Consider the following 22,742-nt stretch of genomic DNA (forward strand, 5'->3'; position numbering starts at 1 on the left):
GTCATTCCGGGGCTCGCATAGCCAGAACCCGGAATCTCGCGCTACAATCTCTGGATTCCGGGTTCGAGGCTTCGCCTCGCCCCGGAATGACCTCCCACATTCAGTGCCGGTACTGCGGCTCTTCCGCATCGAGCTGCCGGCGGATCGCGGCGAGATGCAGCCGCGCGGATTCGGAATCGCCCTCGCGCATCTGCCTGTAGGTCGCGGCCGCAATCGCTGGATCGACTGGCAGCACCTTGCGGCCCGTCGACATCGCCAGAACCTGCACCTCGGCGGCGCGCTCAAGATAATAGAGATCGTCCCAGGCTTCCGCGATGGTCGGCGCCAGCACCATCACGCCGTGATGCTTCATGAAGACGATGTCGGCATCGCCGACCGCCGAGGCGATACGCGCGCCTTCGCGATTGTCGAGCGCGAGGCCATTATAGTCCCGGTCGACCGCGGTGCGGCCATAGAATTTCAGTGCGGTCTGTCCGGCCCAGATCAGTGGATCGCCCTCAGTCATCGACAGCGCCGTTGCGTAGGGCATGTGGGTGTGGAAGGCGACCTTGGCGCGCGGCAAGCGCTTGTGCATCTCGGCGTGGATGTAGAAGGCGGTCGCCTCGGGTACGCCCTCGCCATCGAGCACGTTGCCGTGGAAGTCGCAGATCAAGAGCTTTGACGCCGTCAGCTCGCGGAAGGCGTAGCCATAGGGATTGACGAGGAAAAGATCGTCATGGCCAGGCACCACGGCCGAGAAGTGATTGCAGATTCCCTCTTCAAAGCCGTTGCGCGCGGCCATGCGGAAGCAGGCGGCGAGATCCTCACGCGCGGCGCGGATCGCGTCGGTGGCGAGGTCCGGCCGGTTGGACCGGAATGGCGCGGGCGCCGGTGAGGAAGCGTGAAGGCTGTGCGCCATGGCGAAGGATACCTCTGTCGGTCGGGAGCGGCTCCGAGTTGTACAGGGACGGCGCCTGCGCGTCAGCCCCTGCGACCGCTACCCTGCCCTGCGCGCCTCAGGCCCGCCGCGGCACCCCGCCCGCGTTCATGCCGCCATCGATGACGAGCTCGCTGCCGGTGACATAGCGCGAAGCATCGGAGGCGAGATACAGCACGCCGGAGGCGATCTCCGTGGCCTGGCCGGCACGGCCGAGCGGCGTGACGAGCCGCGCGCGCTCCTCCGGATCGATCGGAGCGTTCTGACCGGCGCCGGTCGCCCCCGTCGGCATCTTACCCCAGATCGGCGTGTCGATGATGCCGGGGTGAACAGAGTTGACGCGGATGCCATCGCCAGCAGCCGCGCATTCCATCGCGATCGATTTGGCGAACAGCCGCACGCCGCCCTTGGTCGCCGAATAGGCCGATAACCCCGGCGCGCCGCGCAGGCCCGCCAGCGAGGACATCATGACGATCGAGCCGCCGCCGGTTTTGCGCATCAGGGGCAGACAATGCTTCACGGAGAGAAACACGCCGTCGAGATTGATCGCATTCTGCTTGCGCCAGTCAGCGAGCGTCATGTCGACGATCGATGGCACGGAGATGCCGATGCCCGCATTGGAGACGAGCACGTCAAGCCGGCCATAGCGTTTGCCGACTTCAGCGACGATCTCGATCCAGCGCTCTTCGCTGGTGACATCCTGCTCCAGGAAGATCGCCTTGCCGCCTGCCTTGGTGATGCGCGTCGCGAGCTCGGGGCCTCGCAGCTCGTCAATGTCGGTGATGACGACCGTTGCGCCCTCGCGTGCGAACAGCTCGACGATCGCCTCGCCGATGCCGGACGCGCCGCCTGTCACCAGCGCAACCTTGCCCTCCACCTGCCCTGCCATGTTCACTCCCTTTTTTGTTGTTCGAGGCCGTTGTCATCTAATCACGGATGGCCCCTGATCCGGTAGCGCGACGTCGACGACGCGAAATTGCACGCGCTCGGCGCCCTGGTAGCGATCGACCGAGAGCGAGCCCGCGACATGCATCTGCTGGCCGCGATTGGCGAGCAGCGCATTGCCGAGCTTCTGGCCGACCGAACGGAATGCGATGCCGTTGACGATAGCGCCGTCGCCCGCCTTGAAACGCAGGCGCAGATGCGCTTGCCCGACCTCGTCGGCAAACACGAGTTGATGCGCCGGCAGCGCCAGCACCGGCTCCGGATTGCCGCTGCCGAAGGGACCGGCGCGGTTGAGCGTCGTCGCCAGCTCCGGCGTCACCGCACGCGCGGAGACCGCGCCGTCGATGTAGAGCTCGTTGACATGGCGCGCCTCGGCGACGTCCTGCGCCAGCGCAGTCTCGAGATAGGCGCGGAACTCGGCGAGCTTCTCCTTCCGCAACGTCACGCCCGCGGCCATCGCGTGGCCGCCGCCCTTGAGCAGAATGCCGTCGGCAACCGCCTGCCGCACCGCCTTGCCGAGATCGACGCCGGCGATCGAGCGGCCCGAGCCGGTGCCAATGCCGCCGGGCTCCAGCGCGATGGCGAAGGCGGGCCGCGAGAATTTCTCCTTGAGACGCGAGGCGACGAGACCGACGACGCCGGGATGCCAGCCTTCAGACGCCGTGACGATGACGCCGAGCTTGTCTTCGAGACCAATCGAGGCCAGTGCCTCGGCCTCGGCCTGCGCTTCCGCCGCCTGCTCGATCACGCGGCGCTCATTGTTGAGCCGGTCGAGCTCGGCCGCGATCCGCGCTGCCTCGACACTGTCGGCTTCGAGCAGCAGCCGCACGCCGAGATCGGCGCGGCCGATGCGGCCGCCCGCATTGACGCGCGGCCCCAGCATGAAGCCGAGATGCCAGGCCTCGGGCGGGCCGTTCAGGCGCGCTACGTCCATCAGCGCGGTATGGCCGATATGGTCGCGCCGTCGCATCGCGATCAGCCCCTTGGCTACGAAGGCGCGGTTGAGGCCGATCAGCGGCGCCACGTCGGCGACCGTGCCGAGCGCAACATGATGCAACATGCCGAGCAGATCGGGTTCGGGCATCTCGCTGCTCCAGAAGCCGCGCTGGCGCAGCTCGCGATTGACCGCGACCAAGGTCACCAGCACGAGGCCGACGGCGGCGAGGTGACCGAGGCCGGAGAGGTCATCGGGGCGGTTCGGATTGACCAGCGCGTCGACCTCGGGGAGATCAAGGCCGCATTGGTGGTGGTCGATCACCACCACGGACATGCCGAGCCGCTTGGCCTCGGCCAGCGGCTCGATGCTGGTGGTGCCGCAATCAACGGTGACGAGCAGCGTCGCGCCCTTCGCGGCGAGCGACTGCACCGCCTCAGTGTTCGGGCCGTAGCCTTCGAATATCCGATCGGGAATGTGGATCAGCGGATCAAGTCCGCAATGACGCAGGTGCCAGGCGAGCAGCGCCGCCGAGGTCGCGCCGTCGACGTCGTAGTCACCGAAGATCGCGACCTTCTCGCCTTTCGCCGCCGCATCGGCGATCCGCTTCGCGGCGGCCTCCATCTCTGTCACCGTGAACGGATCCGGCAGCAGCTTTCGGATGGTCGGATCGAGAAAATCGGGCACGGCCTCGATATCGATGCCGCGGCCGGCCAGCACCCGCGCCAGCAGCTCCGGCAGCCGGTGCCGCTGCACGATGGCGAGCGCCTGGGCCGCTCCGCGCCCGTCCAACCGGTCACGCCAGAGCTTGTCTGTGAACGAGCGCGCCACACCCAGGAAAGCCTGGGGCACTTCGATGGGCAAGGCGGTGGCGGGTGGCGTCATGACAGGAGGCAGGTTGATGGGAACTCGAAGGTCCAGGCGATCACGCGAACGCACGGTCCCTAGCTTCAAGGATTGGCCGGCAATCGGCCAGGATTTGCAACGGCCCGGCTACACAAAGCGGTGGATGGCCCGCCCAACCGGCCGGAGTGACTACCATTTAGGCATTCCGCGGAACGGCAAATTAAGCGGGCGTTAGGCGGAATCCTCGAAAAAGAATCGTATTCGATCTGTAAGTTGTTGTTCCGGGTTCATTGCAGATCAGACCACATTGCCTAGGGAAGTCCCCGATGTCTGCTGCGCCGGGTCTGAAAGCCAAGCCGATTGCCACCGAACCTACGGACGATGATTCCGACATCTCCGCGCTGATCAACCGCCTCACCGCGGAGGTCAACCAGATCGCGATCGCCAAGACCAAGTCGATCCAGCAGATCACCAACCAGATGAAGATGCTGGCGCTGAACGCGCTGATCGAGAGCTCGCGCGCCGGCGCGCAAGGCGCCGGCTTTGCGGTGGTGGCGCAGGAGGTGCGCGGCGTCGGCCAGCAGGTCGAGACCATCGCCCGCGAGCTCGAAACCCAATTGACGAAACGCACGGGCGATCTCGTCGCCTCGATCGAGCGCATGAGCCAGCGCTCCCGCGGCGAGCGGATGGTCGACCTGTCGCTCAATGCGATCGAGCTGATCGACCGCAATCTCTATGAACGCACCTGCGACGTGCGCTGGTGGGCGACCGACTCCGCCGTGGTCGATTGCGCGGCCTCGCCTGGCGCGGCGGCCGTCTCCCATGCCTCGCAGCGCCTCGGCGTGATCCTCGGCGCGTACACCGTCTATCTCGATCTCTGGCTCTGCGACCTCGACGGCAACGTCATCGCCAACGGCCGCGCCGATCGCTTCCGCGTCGTCGGCCAGAATGTCGCTCACACCAAATGGTTTCGCGAGGCGCGATCCTTGCACTCCGGTGACGACTATGTCGCCGGCGACGTCGAGAACCAGCCTCTGCTCGGCAATGCGCAGGTCGCGACCTATTGCGCCAGCGTCCGCGCCGGCGGCCAGGCCGGCGGCGCGCCGATCGGCGTGCTCGCCATCCATTTCGACTGGGAGCCACAGGCCCGCGCCATCGTCCAGGGCGTCCGCGTCGGCGATAGCGACAAGGCGCGTGTGCTGCTGGTCGATTCGAATTTGCGCGTGATCGCGGCCTCCGACGGCCAGGGCATCCTCACCGAGCGCATCTCGATCTCGCTGAACGGCCAGCGCTCCGGCTTCTATCACGAACGCACGGGTACGCTGGTCGCGTTCCATGCGACCCCGGGATACGAGACCTATCGCGGGCTCGGCTGGTACGGCGTGATCATCTGCGCGGCGTGAGGCGAGAGGCCGCCATCTCGCCTGCCCGATCAAAACTCGCGAAAACAACCCCATGCACAGTAGCTTGAAGTTTGTTTTCATTGGTGTTTTTTAAAGCCTTCGTTGCCGCCTCGCCTCCACCAAGACGCTTTGACACGTCGGGCAAAACACTGGCAATCTATCATCATCGCAGGTTGCGCTCACGGCCCGAGGGAATGATGCCCTTGCGATCCGATTTCGTGACGTCACAGCCCAGCTTCTAAAGCATTTTCCGGCAAGGCACGTCGGTTACAGGCAAGCGCCTGCGCCAAGGGTCGGATAGAGTCGCTTCGCATTACGTTGATCGACGCGAGAAGCGTGAGTTCCTTTTGGCCTGCATCGTCTCGCGCTCCGAAATAACGAGGAGACATGCCATGAAAATCGTCGTGATCGGCGGAACTGGATTGATCGGATCCAGGCTCGTGGCGAAGCTCAAACGGCAAGGCCACGACCCGGTGGCAGCCTCGCCGAAATCCGGCGTGAACGCCGTGACCGGCGAAGGTCTCGCGGCCGCCCTGGCTGGTGCTGATGTCGTCGTCGACGTCGCCAACGCGCCGTCCTGGGAGCCGGCCGCCGTGCTCGATTTCTTTCAGCGTTCGAGCAAGAATCTCGTCGCGGCAGAGGCTGCAGCGAGCGTGAAACATCACGTGGCGCTCTCGATCGTCGGAACCGACCGCTCACCCGACAACGCCTACTTCCGTGCCAAGCTGGCGCAGGAAACCATCATCAAGTCCGCCTCGGTCCCCTACTCGATCGTGCGCGCCACCCAGTTCTTCGAATTCCTCGGGGCCATCGCCGACGCCGGTGTGATCGACGGAAAGATCGTCGTTCCCACAGCTCAGTTTCAGCCGATCGCGGCCGATGACGTCGTCGATCGCCTCGCGGAGGTCGCGACCGGCCGGCCGCTCAACGGCACGATCGATATCGCTGGCCCTGAGAAGGCCCCCTTCAATGAATTCATCGCACGTCGCCTGAAGGCGTCCGGCGACACACGTCCCGTGATCGGAGATCCGACGGCGCTGTATTACGGCGCCCCCATCGACGACACATCGCTGAACCCGCTCGGTGAGGCGCGGCTCGGGACGACGTCGCTCGCAACATGGCTCGTGAGCCTCTGAGGCTCCGTCGGTCCTGCCATTACTCCAGCTGCAGCAGAGGGAAATCCCATGCGGAGATTGTTGATCGCAACGGCGGTTCATGCCGCGACCGTCCTGACCGCCCATGCGGCCGAGCCCGCCGCTCCATCGGCGAAGGTGTCGGTCGTGTTCGACCAGGCGCTGCCGAACGTCCCCGGCAAGAGCATGAAGGGTGTTCTGGTCGAGTATGGTCCCGGAGGCTCCTCGCCGGCCCACATCCACGCGCCCTCCGCCTTCATCTATGCCACGGTCCTGGAAGGCGCGATCCGCAGTCAGGTCAATGACGGCCCCGCAAAAGTCTTTCACAAGGGAGAGAACTTCTTTGAAAAGCCCGGCGACCGCCATGCCGTCAGTGCCAATGCCAGCGACACCGAGCCTGCGAAGCTGCTTGCCGTGTTCGTGGTGGATACAGCCGACAAGGAGCTGACGACGCCGATCGCAAAGTAGCAGGGATTGACCATGTCGCGTTGCTGCGCGCAATGACCATGTCATCCTGGCGGCGCAGCGGCGTGTCAGCATAGACAATGATCAACTCGCCGCGACAAATGCCGCCAGAGAAGGCGCTCGCAGTGATCGTCATCGATTGCCGACAGATGCAGTGCCCCATCCCATCGGTCCACCAAAGTTTCGTATCCTCTGGTCCGCTCGATCGGCGCGACAAACGGCAGATCCGCCTTGGACACCTTCTCGAGATTGAAATTAGCGTGACGCCGCGGCTCCGAAGCGGGTTGGAAATGTCGAGTTCATAACTCCATGTGCACGATCTCGATAGGCTCGCCACCAAGACCGTGGGAGAAATAGCCTCTTCCTGTGCTTCGGAAGCCGCACTTTCGGTAGAAGCCTTCGGCATTGATCGTCGCTTCGAGTCTTATCGGTCCGTTGTGGCCCAACCGCGCCTGGGCGATACCGATTTCGAGCAGACGCCGGCCGATTCCAGACCCCGCGGTTTCGGGCAAGACAAACAGCCTGGTTACCTCGCCGGGTTCGGCGTCGACAAATCCGACCGCAACGCCGTTTCGCAAGCATATGGTCATTCGTCCCCTGGCGATGAGCTCCTCATAAAACGCCGGCGTGCGCTCACCCATCCAGTTCTCCAGCTGCGCCCGCGAATAGGAGGCCGCTGCAAGGCCGCGGATCGATGCCAGAGTGATGTTGAAAACCGTTGCAGCGTCGTCGCATCGAGCTGCCCTGAAGCAAAAGTCGCCGTCGAGTAACATGAGAGGTGGGCTCCGGGAGTACCCTTATCGGGTCAGCAGATTTGGATTGATAGCAATCCATGGCGGAGTCAATCCGGACGTGATTTTCTCTGCAGCGGGATGCGGCCGACAAGCCGTCGGCGATAGCCATCGCGAAGTCCCGCGTCAGCCCGAACCATCCACGAACGCGACCTGCGTACCCTTCGAGACGCTGGCTGCGACACGCTCTGCATCCCAGTTGGTGAGACGCACGCAGCCGTGCGACTGAACCTTCGAAATCTTTCCCGGCGATGGCGTTCCGTGAATGCCGTAGCCTTCGGCGGAGAGGTTGATCCAGACCGTTCCAACCGGATTGTTCGGACCGGGATTGATTTTGAAGGGCCTGTGGGAACGAACATCCTTGAAGTGGTAGGCGGGATTGTAGCGGTAGGTCGGATTTCGGCTGATCTCCGTGACCTTGAACGTACCCGAGGGCGACGGCTTCTCCTCGCTGCCAACGGTCGCGGGATAGAACCCGATCAGCACGTTCGATTTGTCGAACAGCTTCACCGTCTGGCGCCGCTTGTCGATCTCGATCCTGTCGGCCTTGGTGGGGGGCGCAGCGCTTCCGCCATGGGTGCTGTCCACCACGACGATGGTCTCGCCGGCGCGGTCAAATTGCCGGCCGGGGTTCAGCGCCGCCAGGAGCTGCTCGCTCATGTGAAATTTCTCGGCCAGTGCTTCGCGCGGACTGGTGAAGCTGAGCTTCGGGATGCCCTTCATCTCCTCCATCCTCGATGGCAGCTTGCGCAGGAACGGGCCCGCGACATCCTGCTCGGCGACGGTGTAGGTCATCGTCGCCGGTCGATCGTCCGCCCGCAGCGCCTTCCAGACCTCATCCGTCAGAGCGTCCGAACTCGGCAATTGCTGCGCTTCCGTATAGGCCCGGAGCGCCTTTCTGGCATTCTCGCCGAACCTGCCGTCGATCTCGCCGGGCGAGAAATGCGCCCTATCCAAGAGAACCTGCAGCCGCACCCCCGCCGGGGTGGGCTTGTCGTTCGAGAGAGTCGTCTTTGACGGTTCGGCGGAATTGATGGCGTCCACGGTCATCTCGGCGCCAAACGCCGGCAATGCCGCCAAGGCGAAGACAAGAAAGATGCAAATCTGCCCCGCTTTCGTCAGCGACATTGCCATCTCCTTTCATGGTTCCAACGGCTGCGTGTCGAGTCCTCGTGCTGCCGGGGCAATCAGCTCCCGGTATCGTTCTTCGTATTGTTGCGCCATTCGGCGTGCAGTGAAGCGCTCCTCGAACCGGGCGCGCACCCTCTTTCGATCCAGCTTGCCCAATTCGCCGACCGCCTTGACGGCTTGCTCCTCGCTCTCGACGATGAAACCGGTCAGGCCGTGTTCGATGACCTCAGGAACCGAGCCGGAGCGATAGGCGATCACCGGTGTTCCGCACGCCATCGCCTCGATCATGACCAATCCGAAGGGCTCCGGCCAAGCGATTGGAAATACCAGAGCGGCTGCTCCCCGAAGCAATGATTGCTTCTTCACGTCGTCGACTTCGCCGACGAGCTGGATCTTCTCGCCGTCGATCCGGGGCGCGAGGTGTTTCCTGAAGTAGGCGGTCTCGGCGCGCGGAATCTTCGCGGCGATGCGGAGAGGCATCCGGGCGGCGTGCGCGATACGGATGGCGTCCTCCGGACCCTTGTCCGCCGTGAGACGGCCAAGAAACGCCAGATAGGACCCGGCCCCGTAGGAGGCGTGCAACAGCTCCGAAGGCAATCCGTGCTGGATCGTTCCAATCCATTTCGCCTCCGGAAGCGGCAGGCGCTGGTGATCGGAAATCGAGACGAACCTCGCATCGGGGAATTGCCGAACCACGTCAGGCAGCCCAGGCAGATCGAGCCGGCCATGCAGGGTTGTCAGGAACGGCACGCCAAGGCGGCTGAGCAATGGCAGATGCAGCCAGTCGACATGGGCGTGGATCACATCGAAGTCTCTGGCTCGTTTCGCGATTGCCTCCAGCAGCATCGCGCAGGCTGCACTCGGATCGGTGCCCTTCCGGCCGAGACGCAGCGCGCGCGGCCACACCGGGTGGAGCTTGCCCGTCGTTCGGGAGTCACCGCTGGCGAAGAGGGTGACGTCGTGGCCGCGCTCGACGAGCTCATCCACAAGCCAGGCCACCACCCGCTCGGTGCCGCCGTAGAGCTTCGGAGGGACGCTTTCGGCCAGGGGAGCGAGCTGGGCGATGCGCATGAGAGCCTGCTACACCGCTGAACGAAGAATGAACACGATAGCTGCGGATAGAAGGTTCGAAATCGCCAGCAGCGTCCAATCCGGCCTCGCGCTTGCGCTCGCCACGCGACAGGCGAGACCCTCAATGAACCTCAACATTCGTCATCGGAAAGCCGCTCGAGATAGGCAAGCCCGAATGCTGCGAGTTCCTGGGCGTCGCCGTTACTCTCTCGCGCTTCCCGCCTCCCTTGCAGATGACGCTCGAGCAGGCAGCGACGGCCATCCGCAGCATCGACATCGCGATGCCGGGCGCGGTACACGCACCATGCGGTGTCCACCGCAGTTCGTAGTGGGCCGTCATCGACCATGTTCCAGCTCCGACGTGGGAGATTGTTCATGGGTCGCCAACTCGTCGCGACGGCGGAAGTTTCCAGTTTTTCCCTAAAGTCTAAGTCTGCGCGCAAGGCGCGCGCGGTAGTCGGCGCTCGCTCCCCCCGTGCGTGCAAAATCAGCCAGAACGAGTCACCGCCATCTCCGTTGCGAGCAGCAGAGCAGCGCGGCTAGCGCCAATCGATGCGATGCCTTGCCCTGCGATGTCGTAGGCAGTGCCGTGCGCGGGCGTGCAGATCGGAAACGGGAAGCCGCCAAGCAACGTCACGCCACGATCGAAGCCCATCAGCTTCATGGCGATCTGGCCCTGGTCATGATACATGGTCAGCACGGCATCGAACGCGCCGGCCCTGGCGCGCAGGAACACGGTGTCGGCCGGGAACGGTCCCTCCGCGGCAATGCCCTCGCGCTGGCCGTCCGCGACCACCGGCGCAATCACCTCGATCTCCTCGCGGCCGAAATTGCCGCCGTCGCCGGCGTGCGGATTGAGGCCTGCGACGGCGATGCGCGGCCGCGCGAAGCCGGCCTTGCGCATGCAGGAATCGGTCAGCCTGAGCGCGCGATGAATGCGCTCGCTCGACAGCTTTGCAGCCACGTCCTTCAGCGGGATGTGCGAAGTGACCCGTGCATTCCAGAGCCGGTCCAGCACGTTGAATTCGCTTGCCGGCGTCTTGAGGCCGACGACCTCGGCCGAGAACGCGATCTCGTCATCGTACTCGGCACGGGCAAAGCGCATCGCCTGCTTGTTGAAGGGGGTGAAACAGACCGCGTCGACGTGGCCGTCGCGGCCGAGTTCGAGCGCGTGCCGATAGTTCGTCAGCGCGAATTTGCCGCCGGCAAGGGTCGCGGTCCTCGGCTCGACCTCGCTGAGGTCGAGGTGGCGGAGATCGACGAACAGTGCATCTTCCTGCGCCGCGCGAAGCTCGACACCCTGCTCCACCATCGTCAGCTCCGGCTCGAGGCCGGCAATGCGCGCGCCTTCGTCGAAGATGCGGCGGTCGCCGATGACGACGAGCCGACAGCTCGCGCGGATGTCGTCCTGCGCCACTAGCTTCGCCGTCAGCTCGGGGCTGATGCCGGCGGGATCTCCCATTGCCAATGCAATGAGCGGCTTTGCGGTCATATGATCACCTTTTCCTGGGCTGGAGTGTCGATTGCGGGCGACGCTGGCCTGCGCCAGAGACGTGTGAGCTGCAAGACCAGCGGCAGCAGCAGCAGCGCGATGCCGCCCACGATCAGGCACGTCACCAACTTGTTCGCAAAGAAGATGCTAAGTGATCCCTTTGAGATCAGCATCGATTGCCGGAACGCGTCCTCGGCCTTGTCGCCGATCACGATCGCGAGCACGAGCGGCGCCAGCGGATAGAACAGCTTCTTGAAGAGATAGCCGACGATGCCGAACCCCAGCATCATGACCACGTCGAGATAGGAGTTCGACACCGAATAGGCGCCGACGACGCAGATGATCACGATCAGGGGCGCGATCACGACGAAGGGAATCCGCATCAAGGCGGCGAACACGGGCACGGTCATCAGCACCAGCGCGACCGCGACGATGTTGCCGACATACATCGAGGCGATCAGGCCCCAGACGAAGTCCTTGCTATCGACGAACAGCATCGGCCCGGGATTGAGACCCCAGATCATCAACCCGCCCATCATCACGGCCGCAGTGGCCGAGCCTGGAATGCCGAGCGAGAGCATCGGCAACAGCGCACTGGTCCCGGCGGCATGATCGGCGGTCTCCGGCGAGATGATGCCTTCGACCTCTCCGGTGCCGAAATGCCGGCCACGGCGGGAGAAGCGGCGGGCGATGCCGTAGCTCATGAAGGAGGCCGCGGTCGGGCCGCCCGGCGTGATCCCCATCCAGCAGCCGATCGCGGCGCTGCGCAGCAGGGCAACGCCATGCCGCGGCAGGCGCCCGACGGCGCGAAACACCTCGCGCCAATCGATCTTCGAGGACACGGCGCGGGCGTGAAACTCCTCCTCGACCGCGACCAGGAGCTCGCCGATGCCGAACAGGCCCATCACCGCGACGACGAAGCTGACGCCCTTGACCAGCTCATCTACGCCCATGGTGAGACGCACGCTGCCGGAGACCGTGTCGATGCCGATGGCGGCGATCGCAAAGCCGATCGCCAGCGCCACGACGGTCTTGACCGGTGCCGCACCGCCCATGCCGACGAAGCTGGCAAAGGCGAGGAAATAGACCGCAAAATACTCGGCCGGCCCGAACGCGAGCGCAACCTGCGCCACCCAGGATGCGAGGAAGGTGATCAGGATGACGCCGATCAGCGCGCCGAAAGCCGCGGAGCCGAAGGCGGTCGCGAGCGCCGTGGTCGGCCGGCCGTCGCGTGCCATCGGATAGCCGTCGAAGGTGGTCGCGACCGACGATGGCTCGCCGGGAATGTTGAACAGGATCGAGGTCACCGAGCCGCCGAACAGCGCGCCCCAATACATGCTCGAGAGCAGGATGATCGCTGAGACCGGCTGCATGCCGAAGGTCAGCGGCAATAGCAGCGACACCCCGTTCGGCGCGCCCAGTCCCGGCAGCACGCCGACGAGAATGCCGAGCAGCACGCCAACCGCCATCAGGGCCAGATGCGGCACCGTGACCGCAATGGTGAAGCCGTGCAGGAGTTCCTGGAGATTGTCCATCTCGCTGCCCCCTCAGAAACCAAGCGCGGCGGCGAGCGCGCCGTGCGGCAGGCTGACTTGGAATAAGCGCTCGAACACGACGTAGAGCGCGAGCGCCGTGGCCGCCGCCATGGCGAGCGCGCGCGGCATGGATTGGTGCCTGGGGATCGCCAGCACCGAAAAGACATACAGGGCCGAGGCGACGTACATCCCGGCAAGCGGGATCGCAGCGACGAAGATCGCAGCCGGTACGAACAGGCCGGCGAGCCGCCGCAGCTCGATGGACGTGATGGCGATGGGGACGTTTGCCACTGTCGCGGCCGACAGCACGCCGCGCACCAGATTGTAGAGGCTCCCGAGCACGATGACGATGCCGGTCAGGAACGGGAACGTGCCGGCATCGACGCCTGCGCTCGACCAGCCGATGCCGTTGTCGAGGCTGGAGACGACGACGGCGACACCGAAGCTGCCGGCGAGGACGGCGGTCGCAAGTTCAAGCGCACGACGGGAGATCATGGCGTAATGCCTTACTTGACCAGCCAGCCCTGCTCGCTCGCGACCTGCTTGACGTGATCGAGGTCCTCCTTGATGAATTTGTCGAACTCGGCACCAGTCAGGAACGTGTCGACCTGGGAGGTCTTCTCGATGTAGTCCTTCCACTCCGGCGTTGCCTGCACCTTCCTCATGAGGTCGACATAGAACGCGGCCTGCTCCGGCGTGACCTTGCCGGGCAGCCACACGGTGCGCGGCTGCTCATATTGCTTGATGTCGAGGCCCTGCTCGACGCAGGTCGGAACATCGCTCCAGCCTTCGGTCGCGGTGACCTTCGGCCCCTGCGGCAGCCGCTTCGGGCTGAACACGCAGAGCGGCCGCTGCGTGCCGCCCCGCCATTGCCCGAGGCTTTCGCTGGGATTGTTGACGTGGGAGTCGAGATGTCCGCCGGCGAGCTGCACGGCGGTCTCGGCGCCGCTCTTGAAAGGGATATAGGTCAGCTTGACCTTGCCGGCCTTCTCGATCATGCGCGTCAGCACCTCGTCGGTGTCCTTCGACTGCGCGCCGCCCATCTTGAATTCGCCCGATGCGGCCGCCTTGAGATAGTCGCCCGCCGTCTTGTACGGCGCGTCCTGCTTGACCCAGAGCAAGAACTCGTCCTGCGCCATCGCCGCGATCGGGGTGAGATCGGTGTAGTTGAAGGCGACCTTGGAGACGAGCGGTTGCTGCCAGGCATTCGAGGTGCCGAAGATCACCTTGTAGGGGTCGCCCGCGGAGGCCTTGCCGTAGACATAGCCCTCGGCGCCGCTGCCGCCGCCCTTGTTGACGACGACGATCGGCTGCTCCGTCAGCTTGTGCTTGGTAATGATGTTCTGCACCGCGCGCGCGAGATTGTCGGTGCCGCCGCCAGGCCCGGCGGTGGCGACGAACTCGATCGGCTTTTGTGGTTGCCAGGCGGCACTCGCCGGCATCGTGCCGACCAGCACGGCTACGGCCGCAGAGAGCAGAAATGTTGACGTCCGACCCATGATTTCCTCCAGCTGATCTTGTCTTTTGTTGTTGTCGGCCCCCTGTTCAGGCGACGCGTTCCTCGCGTTGTCCCGATGCGAGCACGATCGCGCCTTCTTTTTCGAGCGCTTCGATTCGTGACTGGTCGAACCCGTGCTCGGCCAGCACCTCGCTCGTGTGCTCACCATAGACCGGCGCGCCTGACAGCACTTTGCCTGGCGTCTCCGAAAACTTGATCGGAAGCCCGATCGTCTTGACGGGACCGAGCGTGGAATGCTCGACCTCGACGACCATCTCGCGCGCCAGCGTCTGCGGATCGTTTAAGGCCTCCAGCATGTCGTGCACGGGGCCGCACGGCACGCCCCTCTCGTCCAGCGCCGCCAGCCAATGCGCCCGCGACTTGGTGCGGAAGCGTTCGCTCAGGACGGCTTCGAGCTCTTTCAGATTGGCCATGCGATCGGCGCCCGTGACGAAGCGCGGATCGGCGGCAAGCTCGCTCGCGCCGAGCGCTTCCAGCATCAGCAGCCAATGCTTCTTGTTGGCGCCGCCGACCACGAGCCAGCCGTCCGAGGCTTCGAACGCCTGATACGGCGCATTGAGCGGATGCGCCGAGCCCATGGCGCGCGGCGCTGTGCCGGCCGCAAGCGCAATGGTCGACTGCCAATAGGTCTGCACCAGGGCGGCTTCATAGAGCGAGGTCTCGACCCACTGCCCTTTGCCGGTCTTGAGACGATGCGCGTAGGCCGCAAGGATGCCCATGCTCGCGAGCAGGCCGGCCGTGATGTCGGACAGCGGCGGACCGCATTTGACGGGCGGACCGTCCGGGCGTTCGCCGGTAAAGCTCATGATGCCGCTCATCGCCTGCGCGACGAGGTCAAATCCCCTGCGGTGCTTGTAGGGACCGGTGCGGCCGAAACCCGACAGCGAGCAGTAGATCAGCGCCGGGAATTCCGTGTGCAGCGCCTCGTAGCCGAAGCCGAGGCGCTCCATCGCGCCCGGCGCAAAGTTCTCGACCAGCACGTCGGCATCCGCGATCAGCCGTCGCAGCACCTGTTTGCCACCGTCGGTCTTCAGATCCAGCACGATGCCGCGCTTGTTGCGGTTCATCATCAGGAAGGACGCCGCCTCCTCGCCGATCTTCGGCGGCACCGAATGGCGGGTGTCGTCACCGTTGGGCCACTTCTCGATCTTGATGACGTCGGCGCCCATGTCGGCGAGCATCAAGGTGCAGGTCGGCCCGGCCATGACATGGGTGAGATCGATGACCTTGAGGCCGGCCAGCGGTCCCGAACGGCGGGAGGTGGATTGAGATCGGTCGCTTTGCATCGGCTCGTCCTATTGGCCGCGCCATTGCGGCGCGCGCTTGTTGAGGAAAGCATCGAGCCCTTCGCGAAAGTCCTGGCTCGTGTAGCACATCAGGATGAGGTCCTCGCCCTCGTCCCGGGTCAGCCGCCTTTGCAGGCGGGCGACCGCCTGCTTGGTCGCATTCAGCGTCAGCGGCGCATGGCTCGCGAGGAGGCGGGCCACCTCCTCGGCACGCTGGTCGAGGACCGCAAGATCGTCGACGACCTCGCCCAGCAGCCCGATGCTCGCAGCCTCCGCGGCATCGACAAGGCGCGCGGTGAAGATGAGATCCTTGACGCGCGCGGCGCCGATGAGCGCGGTGAGACGGCTGACATTGGACATCGACAGGCAGTTGCCGAGCGTCCTGGCGATGGGGAATCCGATTCTCGCAGCTTTCGTGCCGATGCGGAGGTCGCAGGCCGCAGCAATGCCCGCCCCGCCTCCGGTACAGAACCCGTTGATCGCCGCGATCGTCGGCACCCGGCACTGCTCCAGCGTGGTCAGCACGCGATCGATGCGGTTCTCGTAGTCGATCGCGTCCTGCGGCGTCCTGAATTCGCGGAACTGGTTGATGTCCGTGCCCGAGGCGAAGGCCTTGTCGCCGGCCCCGCGCAGCACCAGCACCTTGATCGCATGGTCGCCGTTGGCCTCCTCGCAGATCGCGGCAAGCCGTTCGTACATGGCGAAGGTGAAGGCATTGCGGGCCTGCGGTCGGTTGAAGGTGATCCGCCCGATGCCCTCGTCGCGCTCGAAGACGAGGTCTTCTGCCGCCAGTTGCAGGTCCATTTCCTCACACCTTTCTGTCTTTTGCATTTTTGAATGCAAAATTTGGAATTTTCAAGCTATAACTTACAAATAAATGCGTATAAGTTCACTTTTGCATTCAAATTGAGCTCGGACCCATGCTTCACGAGGAAGTCGTCGGCCGCATCCGCGCCATCCTACTCGACGGCGAAATCCCCCGGGTGCGAGGATTCCGGAGCGCGAGCTGTGCGAGCGGCTCGAGATTTCGCGCACGCCGCTGCGCGAGGCGCTCAAGGTGCTGGCGGCGGAAGGGCTCGTGCAGCTGCTGCCGCATCGCGGCTCGCGCGCAGCAAAACTGACCGACAAGGACATGCGCGACCTGTTCGAGGTCTGCCAGGGCCTAGAGGCCCTCGCCGGCGAGCTCGCCTGCGAGCGCATCACGGACGCCGAGATCGACGCGATCGCCACGGCCCATGCGGCCATGGTGCAGCATTATCGCGACGGCGACCTGATCCAGTACTATCGCGGCAACCGCGCCATTCACGAAGCCATCGTCACCGCAGCCGGAAATCCCGTGCTCGCGGGGCTTTACACCTCGGTGACCGCGCGCATCCGGCGGGCGCGCTACGTCACGCCGATGACGCCGCAGCGCTGGGCATTCGCGGTGAAGGAGCATGAGGCGATCCTCAACGCGCTTCAGCGCCGCGACGGCGTCGGCCTCGCCCACATCCTGCGTGCGCATCTGCGTCACAAGCGCGAAGAGGTTCTACAGGCGGGCTTTGCCGAGACCGAGGGCGGCGATCTTACGCTGCGTATCGCGTGAGGTGCTATCCCCCGGGCTCCGTCAGTTCGAACGAGCCCTCGGGTGGACTGTCGCCGAAGACCTCGACCAGACGAAAACGCTCGCACATCAGCATCATGTCATCGCTATATCGTCCGAGCCTGCCGAAATAGGACTGATGGGCGCGGCGCCAATAGGCCAAGCTCCGGTCGCCTTCTCCTTCCTCATGCGCAAACGCTGCGTCGACCTCGTTGAAGCGCCGATACGTCACGTCGACGGATTCGATGACGCAACGCGGCTCTCCTCGGCCGTCGAGCACGACCCAGCGCTCACCGGGCGTGGAGGTGTTCGGCTCGTCTTCGGTGCTGCACGTCGCGGTCTTGATGCCCTTGATGACGAGCTCGACCAGTTCATCCGCCAGCGCGGGGCTGTCGCCGAACGCGAAGGTTCGGAGATGTCGATATGGTTCGGGGATCCGCTTGCCCATGCTCTTCGCATCCCATGTTGCCTGCGCCAAGGCGTCCCCGAAAAGCAACCGAAGCCGATCGCATCTGGAAAACGCGGCCTAGCAGCCCAATCTATCGGCGATGCCGCCAAAGTCCTTTGCAACGATGTCCCAATTGCCGGTCGCCTCGAAATCGACCTTCTGCAAGGGACCGTATTCGGTTGGTCGCGCCACGAAGGCAGTCTTCAGCCCGTACTTCTGCGCGGCAGCGAGATCGCCGTTGTGGGCGGCGACCATCATCACCTCTTCCGGCTTGAGGCACAGCAGACGGGCGGCGCCGAGATAGGTCTCGGGATCAGGCTTGTAGTGCTCGAATAGCTCGGCCGACATGATGAGGTCCCACGGGAGCCCTGCAAACTTCGCCATGTTGGTGAGCAGCGCCACGTTGCCGTTCGAGAGCGGCGCGATCACGAATTTGGATTTCAGCCGCTTGAGGCCGGCGACGCTGTCGGGCCAGGGATGCAGGCGGTGCCAGCCCTTGGTGAGATAATCGAGATCGGCCTCGGTGAGGCCCTTGATTTCGAGTTTCTCGACCAGCTTCTCCAGCGAGCGGCGGTGCAGATCGTCGAGCATGACGTAGCCGCGTTCCGGGTGCTTGCGCACATCATCCATGGACGCGACGTACATGCCGCGCCAGCCGTCGACCAGCGCGGTCCAGTCGGTGGCGATGCCGCGCTGTTTGCCCCACCACATGAAGTCGCTGATCAGGCTGGTGCGCCAGTCGACCACGGTGCCGAACACGTCGAAGACCAGGGCTTTGACGGCGGAGAGATCGGACATGTGCGCTTCCCATTTGTTCTTATCATTGTCATTCCGGGCGATGGGTCCGCGCCACGCACGGCCCTGAGAACCCGGAATCTCGCGCTGTCATCTCTGGATTCCGGGTTCGACGCCTTCGCGTCGCCCCGGAATGACAGCAAACATCAATCCAGATGGAACTTCGCCAGCTCGCGATGCTCGGCCTTGATGTAGCGCACGGTGCCGGTGACGGAGCGCATCACCACCGTCTCGGTCTCGATCACGCCGTCCTTGCGGAATTTGACGCCCGAGAGCAGCGAGCCCGTGGTGACGCCGGTGGCGGCGAACAGGCAGTCGCCGCGCGCCATGTCCTCGATGCCGTAGATCATCTTGGGGTCGTTGACGCCCATCTTGGCGGCGCGCTCGCGCTTCTCGTCGGAGTCGAGGATGAGGCGGCACTGCATCTGGCCCCCGATGCAGCGCAGCGCCACGGCCGCGAGCACGCCTTCCGGCGCACCGCCGGTGCCGAGATACATGTCGACGCCGGTGTTGTCGGGGTCGGCGCAGTGGATCACGCCGGCAACATCGCCGTCGGTGATGAGGCGCACCGCAGCGCCGGTCGAGCGCACGCTCGCGATGATATCGGCATGGCGCGGACGGTCGAGCACGAGCACGGTGATGCCTTCCGGCTTGACGCCCTTGGCCTTGGCGAGGCGGCGGACGTTGTCGGCAGGCGAAGCGTCGAGATCCACGACGCCCTTGTCGTAACCGGGTCCGATCGCGAGCTTCTGCATGTAGACGTCGGGGGCGTGCAGCAGCGTGCCGCCATCGGCCATCGCCATGGTCGCGATCGCGCCCGGCATGTTCTTGGCGCACAGCGTGGTGCCTTCGAGCGGGTCGACCGCGATATCGACCTGGGGACCGGCATTCATACCGACCTTCTCGCCGATGAAGAGCATCGGCGCCTCGTCGCGCTCGCCTTCGCCGATCACGATGGTGCCTTCGATCGGCAGCTTGTTGAGCTCGCGGCGCATGGCGTCGACGGCGGCCTGGTCAGCCTGCTTCTCGTTGCCGTGCCCGCGCAACCGCGCCGACGACACCGCCGCCCGCTCCGTCACCCGCACAATCTCCAGCGTGAGGATGCGCTCGAGCAACGCGTGCGGCGGGACTGAAATATGGGTCGACATCGGCTTACTCCTTCGAAACGGTTTGGGACAGACATCTCTGCCCGCATCAACTCTCAACGCCCGGTGTTCGTTCGAACGAACGCCTTTTAGTTCGAGCATGCTCTTTTCCGGAAAACCGCTTCACACTTTGCGCTAGCGCGGCCCTCCGGGTCCCAGCATGCTCAGTTCTTCTCGATCCGGATCACCTGCGGCCGTCCGCTGATGACCTTGTCCTTCTGCACGGCGGCGAGTGCACGACGTACGGCGTCCTCATGCGTGGCATAGGTGATCAGGATGACGGGCACCGGGACCGCCTTGCCATTCGCCGGCGCAGCGCCGCCGTTGGGATGACGCTGCACGATCGACTCGATCGAAATCTTCTGCTCTGCAAGCCGGGTCGCGATCGCAGCCGCGGTGCCGGGGAAATCGCGCGCGAGCAGGCGGATGTAATAACCACCCTCGTGCCGCTCCATCGGCGCCTTCTTGGTGTCGCGCAGCTGCGATATCGGCCGGCCGAACGGATTGGCGCGGATGCCGCGCGCGACATCGGCGATATCGGCGACCACCGCGGATGCGGTCGCTGCGCCTCCGGCACCGGGGCCGACCAGCGTGATCGGTGGAATGCCCTCGCCATCGATCGTGACCGCATTGGTGACACCCATCACCTGCGCGATCGAGGAGGATTTGGGAACCATGGTTGGATGCACGCGCTGCTCGATGCCCTTGGCGGTGCGAACCGCAACGCCGAGCAGCTTGACGCGGTAACCGAGATCGGCGGCGGCGCGCAGATCTTCCGGCGCGATGGACGAGATGCCTTCGACATACACGGCGCTTTGAGCAACTTTCGTGCCGAAGGCGAGGCTGGCGAGAATGGCGAGCTTCTGCGCGGTGTCGTGGCCGTCGACGTCGAAGGACGGATCGGCCTCGGCATAACCGAGCCGCTGCGCGTCCTTGAGGCATTCGGCGAAGGAAAGCCCCTCCTGCTCCATCCGGGTCAGGATGTAATTGCAGGTGCCGTTGAGGATGCCGTAGACGCGGTTGATGCCGGTTCCGGCCAGACCTTCGCGCAACGTCTTGATGACCGGGATCGCTGCGCCGACGGCTGCCTCGAAATTCAGCGCCCCGCCGTGCTTTTCAGCCGCCTTGGCGAGCTTGAGGCCGTGCTTGGCCAGCAGCGCCTTGTTGGCGGTGACGACCGACTTGCCGGCGCCCAGCGCGGCGTCCACCGCCGACAGCGCCGGATCGCCGGCGCCGCCCATCAGCTCGACGAAGCAATCGATCTCGGGATGAGTGGCGAGCGCCATCGGATCCTTGGCCCATTCGACGCCGCGCAGGTCGATGCCGCGATTCTTCGCCTTCGAGCGCGCAGTGACGGCGACGACGCGGATGCCGCGGCCGCTGCGGCCCGCGAGCACGCGCGCCTGCGTTTCAATCAATCGGACAACTTCGGCGCCCACGGTGCCGAGCCCCGCTATGCCCACTTTCAGGGGTGCAACCATGATGTCTTAGAAAACCTGCCGAAGAGAACTCAACGCCGATTGGCGAGCGGAACGACGTTGTGCAACGTTTCGATGCCGCTTTCAAGGAAGCGGCGCACGCCGCGCGCGGCCTGCCTGATCCGTTGCTCGTTTTCCACCATGGCGATGCGGACATATCCTTCACCATGCTCGCCGAAGCCGACGCCGGGCGAGACCGCAACGCCGGACTTCTCCACCATCAGGGTCGCGAACTGCATGCTGCCGATGCTGCGGAACGCTTCCGGCAGCGGCACCCAGGCGAACATCGAGGCCTCCGGCGGCGGAATCTCCCAGCCGGCGCGGCCGAACGATTCCACCAGCGCGTCGCGGCGCTTGCGGTAAGTGTCGCGCATTTCCTTGATGCAATCGTCCGGGCCGTTCAGCGCAGCCGTCGCCGCGACCTGGACCGGCGTGAACGCGCCGTAGTCGAGGTAGGATTTGACGCGGGCGAGCGCCGCGATCACGCGCTCATTGCCGACGGCAAAGCCCATGCGCCAGCCGGCCATCGAATAGGTCTTCGACATCGAGGTGAACTCGACGGTGCAGTCCATCGCGCCCGGCACCTGCAGCACCGAGGGCGGCGGGTTGTTCTCGTCGAAATAGACTTCGGCATAAGCGAGATCGGACAGGATCAGAATCTCGTGCTTCTTCGCGAAGGCGACGAGGTCCTTGTAGAAGTCGAGGCTCGCGACATAGGCGGTCGGGTTCGAGGGATAGCAGACAACGAGCGCCAGCGGCTTCGGGATCGAGTGGATGATCGCCCGCTCCGCCGCCTCGAAGAATTGCGGCGTCGGCTCCGATGGCACCGAGCGGATCACGCCGCCCGCCATCAAAAAGCCGAACGCATGAATCGGGTAACTCGGGTTCGGACAGAGGATGACATCGCCGGGCGCGGTGATCGCCTGCGCCACGTTGGCAAAACCCTCCTTCGAGCCGAGCGTCGCCACCACCTGGGTGTCGGGGTTCAGCTTCACACCGAAGCGGCGGGCGTAGTAGGCGGCCTGGGCCCTGCGCAGTCCGGGGATGCCGCGCGAGGCCGAGTAGCGGTCGGTGCGCGGCTTGCCGAGGGTCTCCTTCAGCTTCTCCAGCACATGAGGCGGAGCAGGCAGGTCCGGATTGCCCATGCCGAGGTCGATGATGTCGGCGCCGGCATTCCGCGCAGCCGCCTTGGCCCGGTTGACCTGCTCGAACACGTAAGGCGGAAGGCGGCGAATGCGGTAAAATTCTTCCATGGCTCTCTGGGCTCCGGGCAACCGGTCAGGACAGAATCGACAGGCCACGAGGGCCATTCCAAAAGGCGTTCAGGATCATCGCGAAAATCACTCAAAATCAAATACTTAGAGCAATCGTCGACGACGAAGACTGAAGTCGTTCGCCCTGACTCTTGGCTGAACCGAGGTCTTTTAGCACGGCAAAGCGGAGGCGCCAGCGATTACGTTGCCCGTCTCCCGTCACGGGCCTATTTGGCGTCCTTGGCGGCCACAGCCTGGCGATCGCGTGCGGCGGCGAGCTCGGCCTCGATCTTGGCGCGCTGCTCCGGCGGGATGATCGCCTGGTCGCGATCCGGCGGCAGATCATGCACCGGCAGATAGGTGCCGGACTCCCTGGCATGCGGCTGCGCATCGGTGGGCGTCAGATCCGCGAGCTGGCTCGAACACCCGCCCAGCGCGAGCGCCCCGATCAACAGCGCGCCGCGGATCGACAGCGTCTTTTGCAGGTCCCATAACGCCAACACTTGGGAAATCCCCTACTCGTCCCAAAGCACGGCCCCGGGCAACCTTACCCCAAGACCGAACCCAAGCTCAA

Annotated in this window: 23 protein-coding genes; 4 read left to right on the forward strand and 19 right to left on the reverse strand. The window is 64.7% G+C overall.

All coding sequences use genetic code 11. The annotated features are described in order from the left end of the window. Positions 1 to 100: 100 nt before the first annotated feature. The 3 genes from BRAD3257_RS20890 to recJ form a co-directional block, all read right to left on the reverse strand. Positions 101 to 898 carry an aldolase gene (locus BRAD3257_RS20890; protein WP_122403364.1) on the reverse strand — a complete coding sequence of 266 codons (798 nt, stop codon included), beginning with the start codon at positions 896 to 898 and terminating at the stop codon, positions 101 to 103. Positions 899 to 995: 97 nt separating this feature from the next. Next, positions 996 to 1,805 carry an SDR family NAD(P)-dependent oxidoreductase gene (locus BRAD3257_RS20895; protein ID WP_162500290.1) on the reverse strand — a complete coding sequence of 270 codons (810 nt, stop codon included), beginning with the start codon at positions 1,803 to 1,805 and terminating at the stop codon, positions 996 to 998. 33 nt (positions 1,806 to 1,838) lie between these two features. Then, positions 1,839 to 3,680, reverse strand: a complete 1,842-nt coding sequence (gene recJ, locus BRAD3257_RS20900; protein ID WP_122403366.1) for a single-stranded-DNA-specific exonuclease RecJ — start codon at positions 3,678 to 3,680, stop codon at positions 1,839 to 1,841. Between the two features lie 287 nt (positions 3,681 to 3,967). Between recJ and BRAD3257_RS20905 the strand changes: the two genes are divergently transcribed. From BRAD3257_RS20905 to BRAD3257_RS20915, 3 genes are all read left to right on the forward strand, one after another. After that, entirely contained in the window at positions 3,968 to 5,044 is a 1,077-nt protein-coding gene (locus tag BRAD3257_RS20905) for a methyl-accepting chemotaxis protein (protein ID WP_122403367.1), read from the forward strand. 392 nt (positions 5,045 to 5,436) lie between these two features. Next, complete coding sequence (locus tag BRAD3257_RS20910) at positions 5,437 to 6,180, forward strand: SDR family oxidoreductase (protein WP_122403368.1); 744 nt, start codon at positions 5,437 to 5,439, stop codon at positions 6,178 to 6,180. Between the two features lie 48 nt (positions 6,181 to 6,228). Further along, complete coding sequence (locus BRAD3257_RS20915; RefSeq protein ID WP_122403369.1) at positions 6,229 to 6,645, forward strand: cupin domain-containing protein; 417 nt, start codon at positions 6,229 to 6,231, stop codon at positions 6,643 to 6,645. A 296-nt stretch (positions 6,646 to 6,941) separates the two neighbouring features. On the opposite strand, the gene BRAD3257_RS20920 is transcribed toward BRAD3257_RS20915, so the two are convergent. From BRAD3257_RS20920 to BRAD3257_RS20965, 10 genes are all read right to left on the reverse strand, one after another. Continuing rightward, a complete protein-coding gene (locus tag BRAD3257_RS20920; protein ID WP_122403370.1) occupies positions 6,942 to 7,415 on the reverse strand; it encodes a GNAT family N-acetyltransferase in 474 nt (157 codons plus the stop codon). Positions 7,416 to 7,559: 144 nt separating this feature from the next. Next, the gene (locus BRAD3257_RS20925) at positions 7,560 to 8,561 is read right to left on the reverse strand and encodes a L,D-transpeptidase family protein (RefSeq protein WP_122403371.1); all 1,002 of its coding nucleotides are present in this window, start codon (positions 8,559 to 8,561) and stop codon (positions 7,560 to 7,562) included. Between the two features lie 12 nt (positions 8,562 to 8,573). Next, positions 8,574 to 9,635 carry a glycosyltransferase family 4 protein gene (locus BRAD3257_RS20930; protein ID WP_122403372.1) on the reverse strand — a complete coding sequence of 354 codons (1,062 nt, stop codon included), beginning with the start codon at positions 9,633 to 9,635 and terminating at the stop codon, positions 8,574 to 8,576. A 131-nt stretch (positions 9,636 to 9,766) separates the two neighbouring features. Then, on the reverse strand, positions 9,767 to 9,982 hold the full coding sequence (locus tag BRAD3257_RS20935) for a hypothetical protein (RefSeq protein ID WP_122403373.1): 216 nt from the start codon (positions 9,980 to 9,982) through the stop codon (positions 9,767 to 9,769). Between the two features lie 140 nt (positions 9,983 to 10,122). Continuing rightward, positions 10,123 to 11,127 carry a 4-hydroxythreonine-4-phosphate dehydrogenase PdxA gene (locus tag BRAD3257_RS20940; RefSeq protein ID WP_122403374.1) on the reverse strand — a complete coding sequence of 335 codons (1,005 nt, stop codon included), beginning with the start codon at positions 11,125 to 11,127 and terminating at the stop codon, positions 10,123 to 10,125. Then, positions 11,124 to 12,662: a tripartite tricarboxylate transporter permease gene (locus tag BRAD3257_RS20945; protein WP_122403375.1), complete on the reverse strand. Its 1,539-nt coding sequence runs from the start codon at positions 12,660 to 12,662 to the stop codon at positions 11,124 to 11,126. Before BRAD3257_RS20945 ends, BRAD3257_RS20940 begins: the two co-directional genes overlap by 4 nt. Positions 12,663 to 12,674: 12 nt before the next feature. Further along, entirely contained in the window at positions 12,675 to 13,157 is a 483-nt protein-coding gene (locus BRAD3257_RS20950) for a tripartite tricarboxylate transporter TctB family protein (RefSeq protein ID WP_122403376.1), read from the reverse strand. 11 nt (positions 13,158 to 13,168) lie between these two features. Beyond that, positions 13,169 to 14,161, reverse strand: coding sequence for a Bug family tripartite tricarboxylate transporter substrate binding protein (locus tag BRAD3257_RS20955; protein ID WP_122403377.1), 993 nt, complete (start codon positions 14,159 to 14,161; stop codon positions 13,169 to 13,171). Positions 14,162 to 14,207: 46 nt separating this feature from the next. Beyond that, complete coding sequence (locus BRAD3257_RS20960) at positions 14,208 to 15,467, reverse strand: CaiB/BaiF CoA transferase family protein (RefSeq protein WP_122403378.1); 1,260 nt, start codon at positions 15,465 to 15,467, stop codon at positions 14,208 to 14,210. A 9-nt stretch (positions 15,468 to 15,476) separates the two neighbouring features. Beyond that, positions 15,477 to 16,271, reverse strand: a complete 795-nt coding sequence (locus BRAD3257_RS20965) for an enoyl-CoA hydratase/isomerase family protein (RefSeq protein WP_122403379.1) — start codon at positions 16,269 to 16,271, stop codon at positions 15,477 to 15,479. A 253-nt stretch (positions 16,272 to 16,524) separates the two neighbouring features. On the opposite strand from BRAD3257_RS20965, the gene BRAD3257_RS20970 reads away from it, so the two are divergent. Beyond that, on the forward strand, positions 16,525 to 17,052 hold the full coding sequence (locus BRAD3257_RS20970) for a GntR family transcriptional regulator (protein ID WP_244607658.1): 528 nt from the start codon (positions 16,525 to 16,527) through the stop codon (positions 17,050 to 17,052). Between the two features lie 4 nt (positions 17,053 to 17,056). Here the strand turns inward: BRAD3257_RS20970 and BRAD3257_RS20975 are convergent, their stop codons facing one another. The 6 genes from BRAD3257_RS20975 to BRAD3257_RS21000 all read right to left on the reverse strand — a co-directional run bounded on the left by BRAD3257_RS20975 (position 17,057) and on the right by BRAD3257_RS21000 (position 22,671). Beyond that, on the reverse strand, positions 17,057 to 17,497 hold the full coding sequence (locus tag BRAD3257_RS20975) for an ASCH domain-containing protein (protein WP_122403380.1): 441 nt from the start codon (positions 17,495 to 17,497) through the stop codon (positions 17,057 to 17,059). Positions 17,498 to 17,575: 78 nt separating this feature from the next. Beyond that, a complete protein-coding gene (locus tag BRAD3257_RS20980; protein ID WP_122403381.1) occupies positions 17,576 to 18,295 on the reverse strand; it encodes a haloacid dehalogenase type II in 720 nt (239 codons plus the stop codon). A gap of 143 nt (positions 18,296 to 18,438) precedes the next feature. Continuing rightward, the gene (gene glpX, locus BRAD3257_RS20985) at positions 18,439 to 19,440 is read right to left on the reverse strand and encodes a class II fructose-bisphosphatase (protein ID WP_122403382.1); all 1,002 of its coding nucleotides are present in this window, start codon (positions 19,438 to 19,440) and stop codon (positions 18,439 to 18,441) included. Positions 19,441 to 19,601: 161 nt separating this feature from the next. Next, positions 19,602 to 20,918 (reverse strand): homoserine dehydrogenase, encoded by a 1,317-nt coding sequence (locus BRAD3257_RS20990; RefSeq protein WP_122403383.1) that lies wholly within the window; start codon positions 20,916 to 20,918, stop codon positions 19,602 to 19,604. Between the two features lie 29 nt (positions 20,919 to 20,947). Beyond that, positions 20,948 to 22,168 (reverse strand): LL-diaminopimelate aminotransferase, encoded by a 1,221-nt coding sequence (locus BRAD3257_RS20995; RefSeq protein WP_122403384.1) that lies wholly within the window; start codon positions 22,166 to 22,168, stop codon positions 20,948 to 20,950. Positions 22,169 to 22,395: 227 nt separating this feature from the next. Next, a complete protein-coding gene (locus BRAD3257_RS21000) occupies positions 22,396 to 22,671 on the reverse strand; it encodes a hypothetical protein (protein ID WP_122403385.1) in 276 nt (91 codons plus the stop codon). Between the last annotated feature and the right edge of the window lie 71 nt (positions 22,672 to 22,742).

The sequence above is a fragment of the Bradyrhizobium vignae genome (genome assembly GCF_900324035.1).
Lineage (GTDB): Bacteria > Pseudomonadota > Alphaproteobacteria > Rhizobiales > Xanthobacteraceae > Bradyrhizobium > Bradyrhizobium vignae.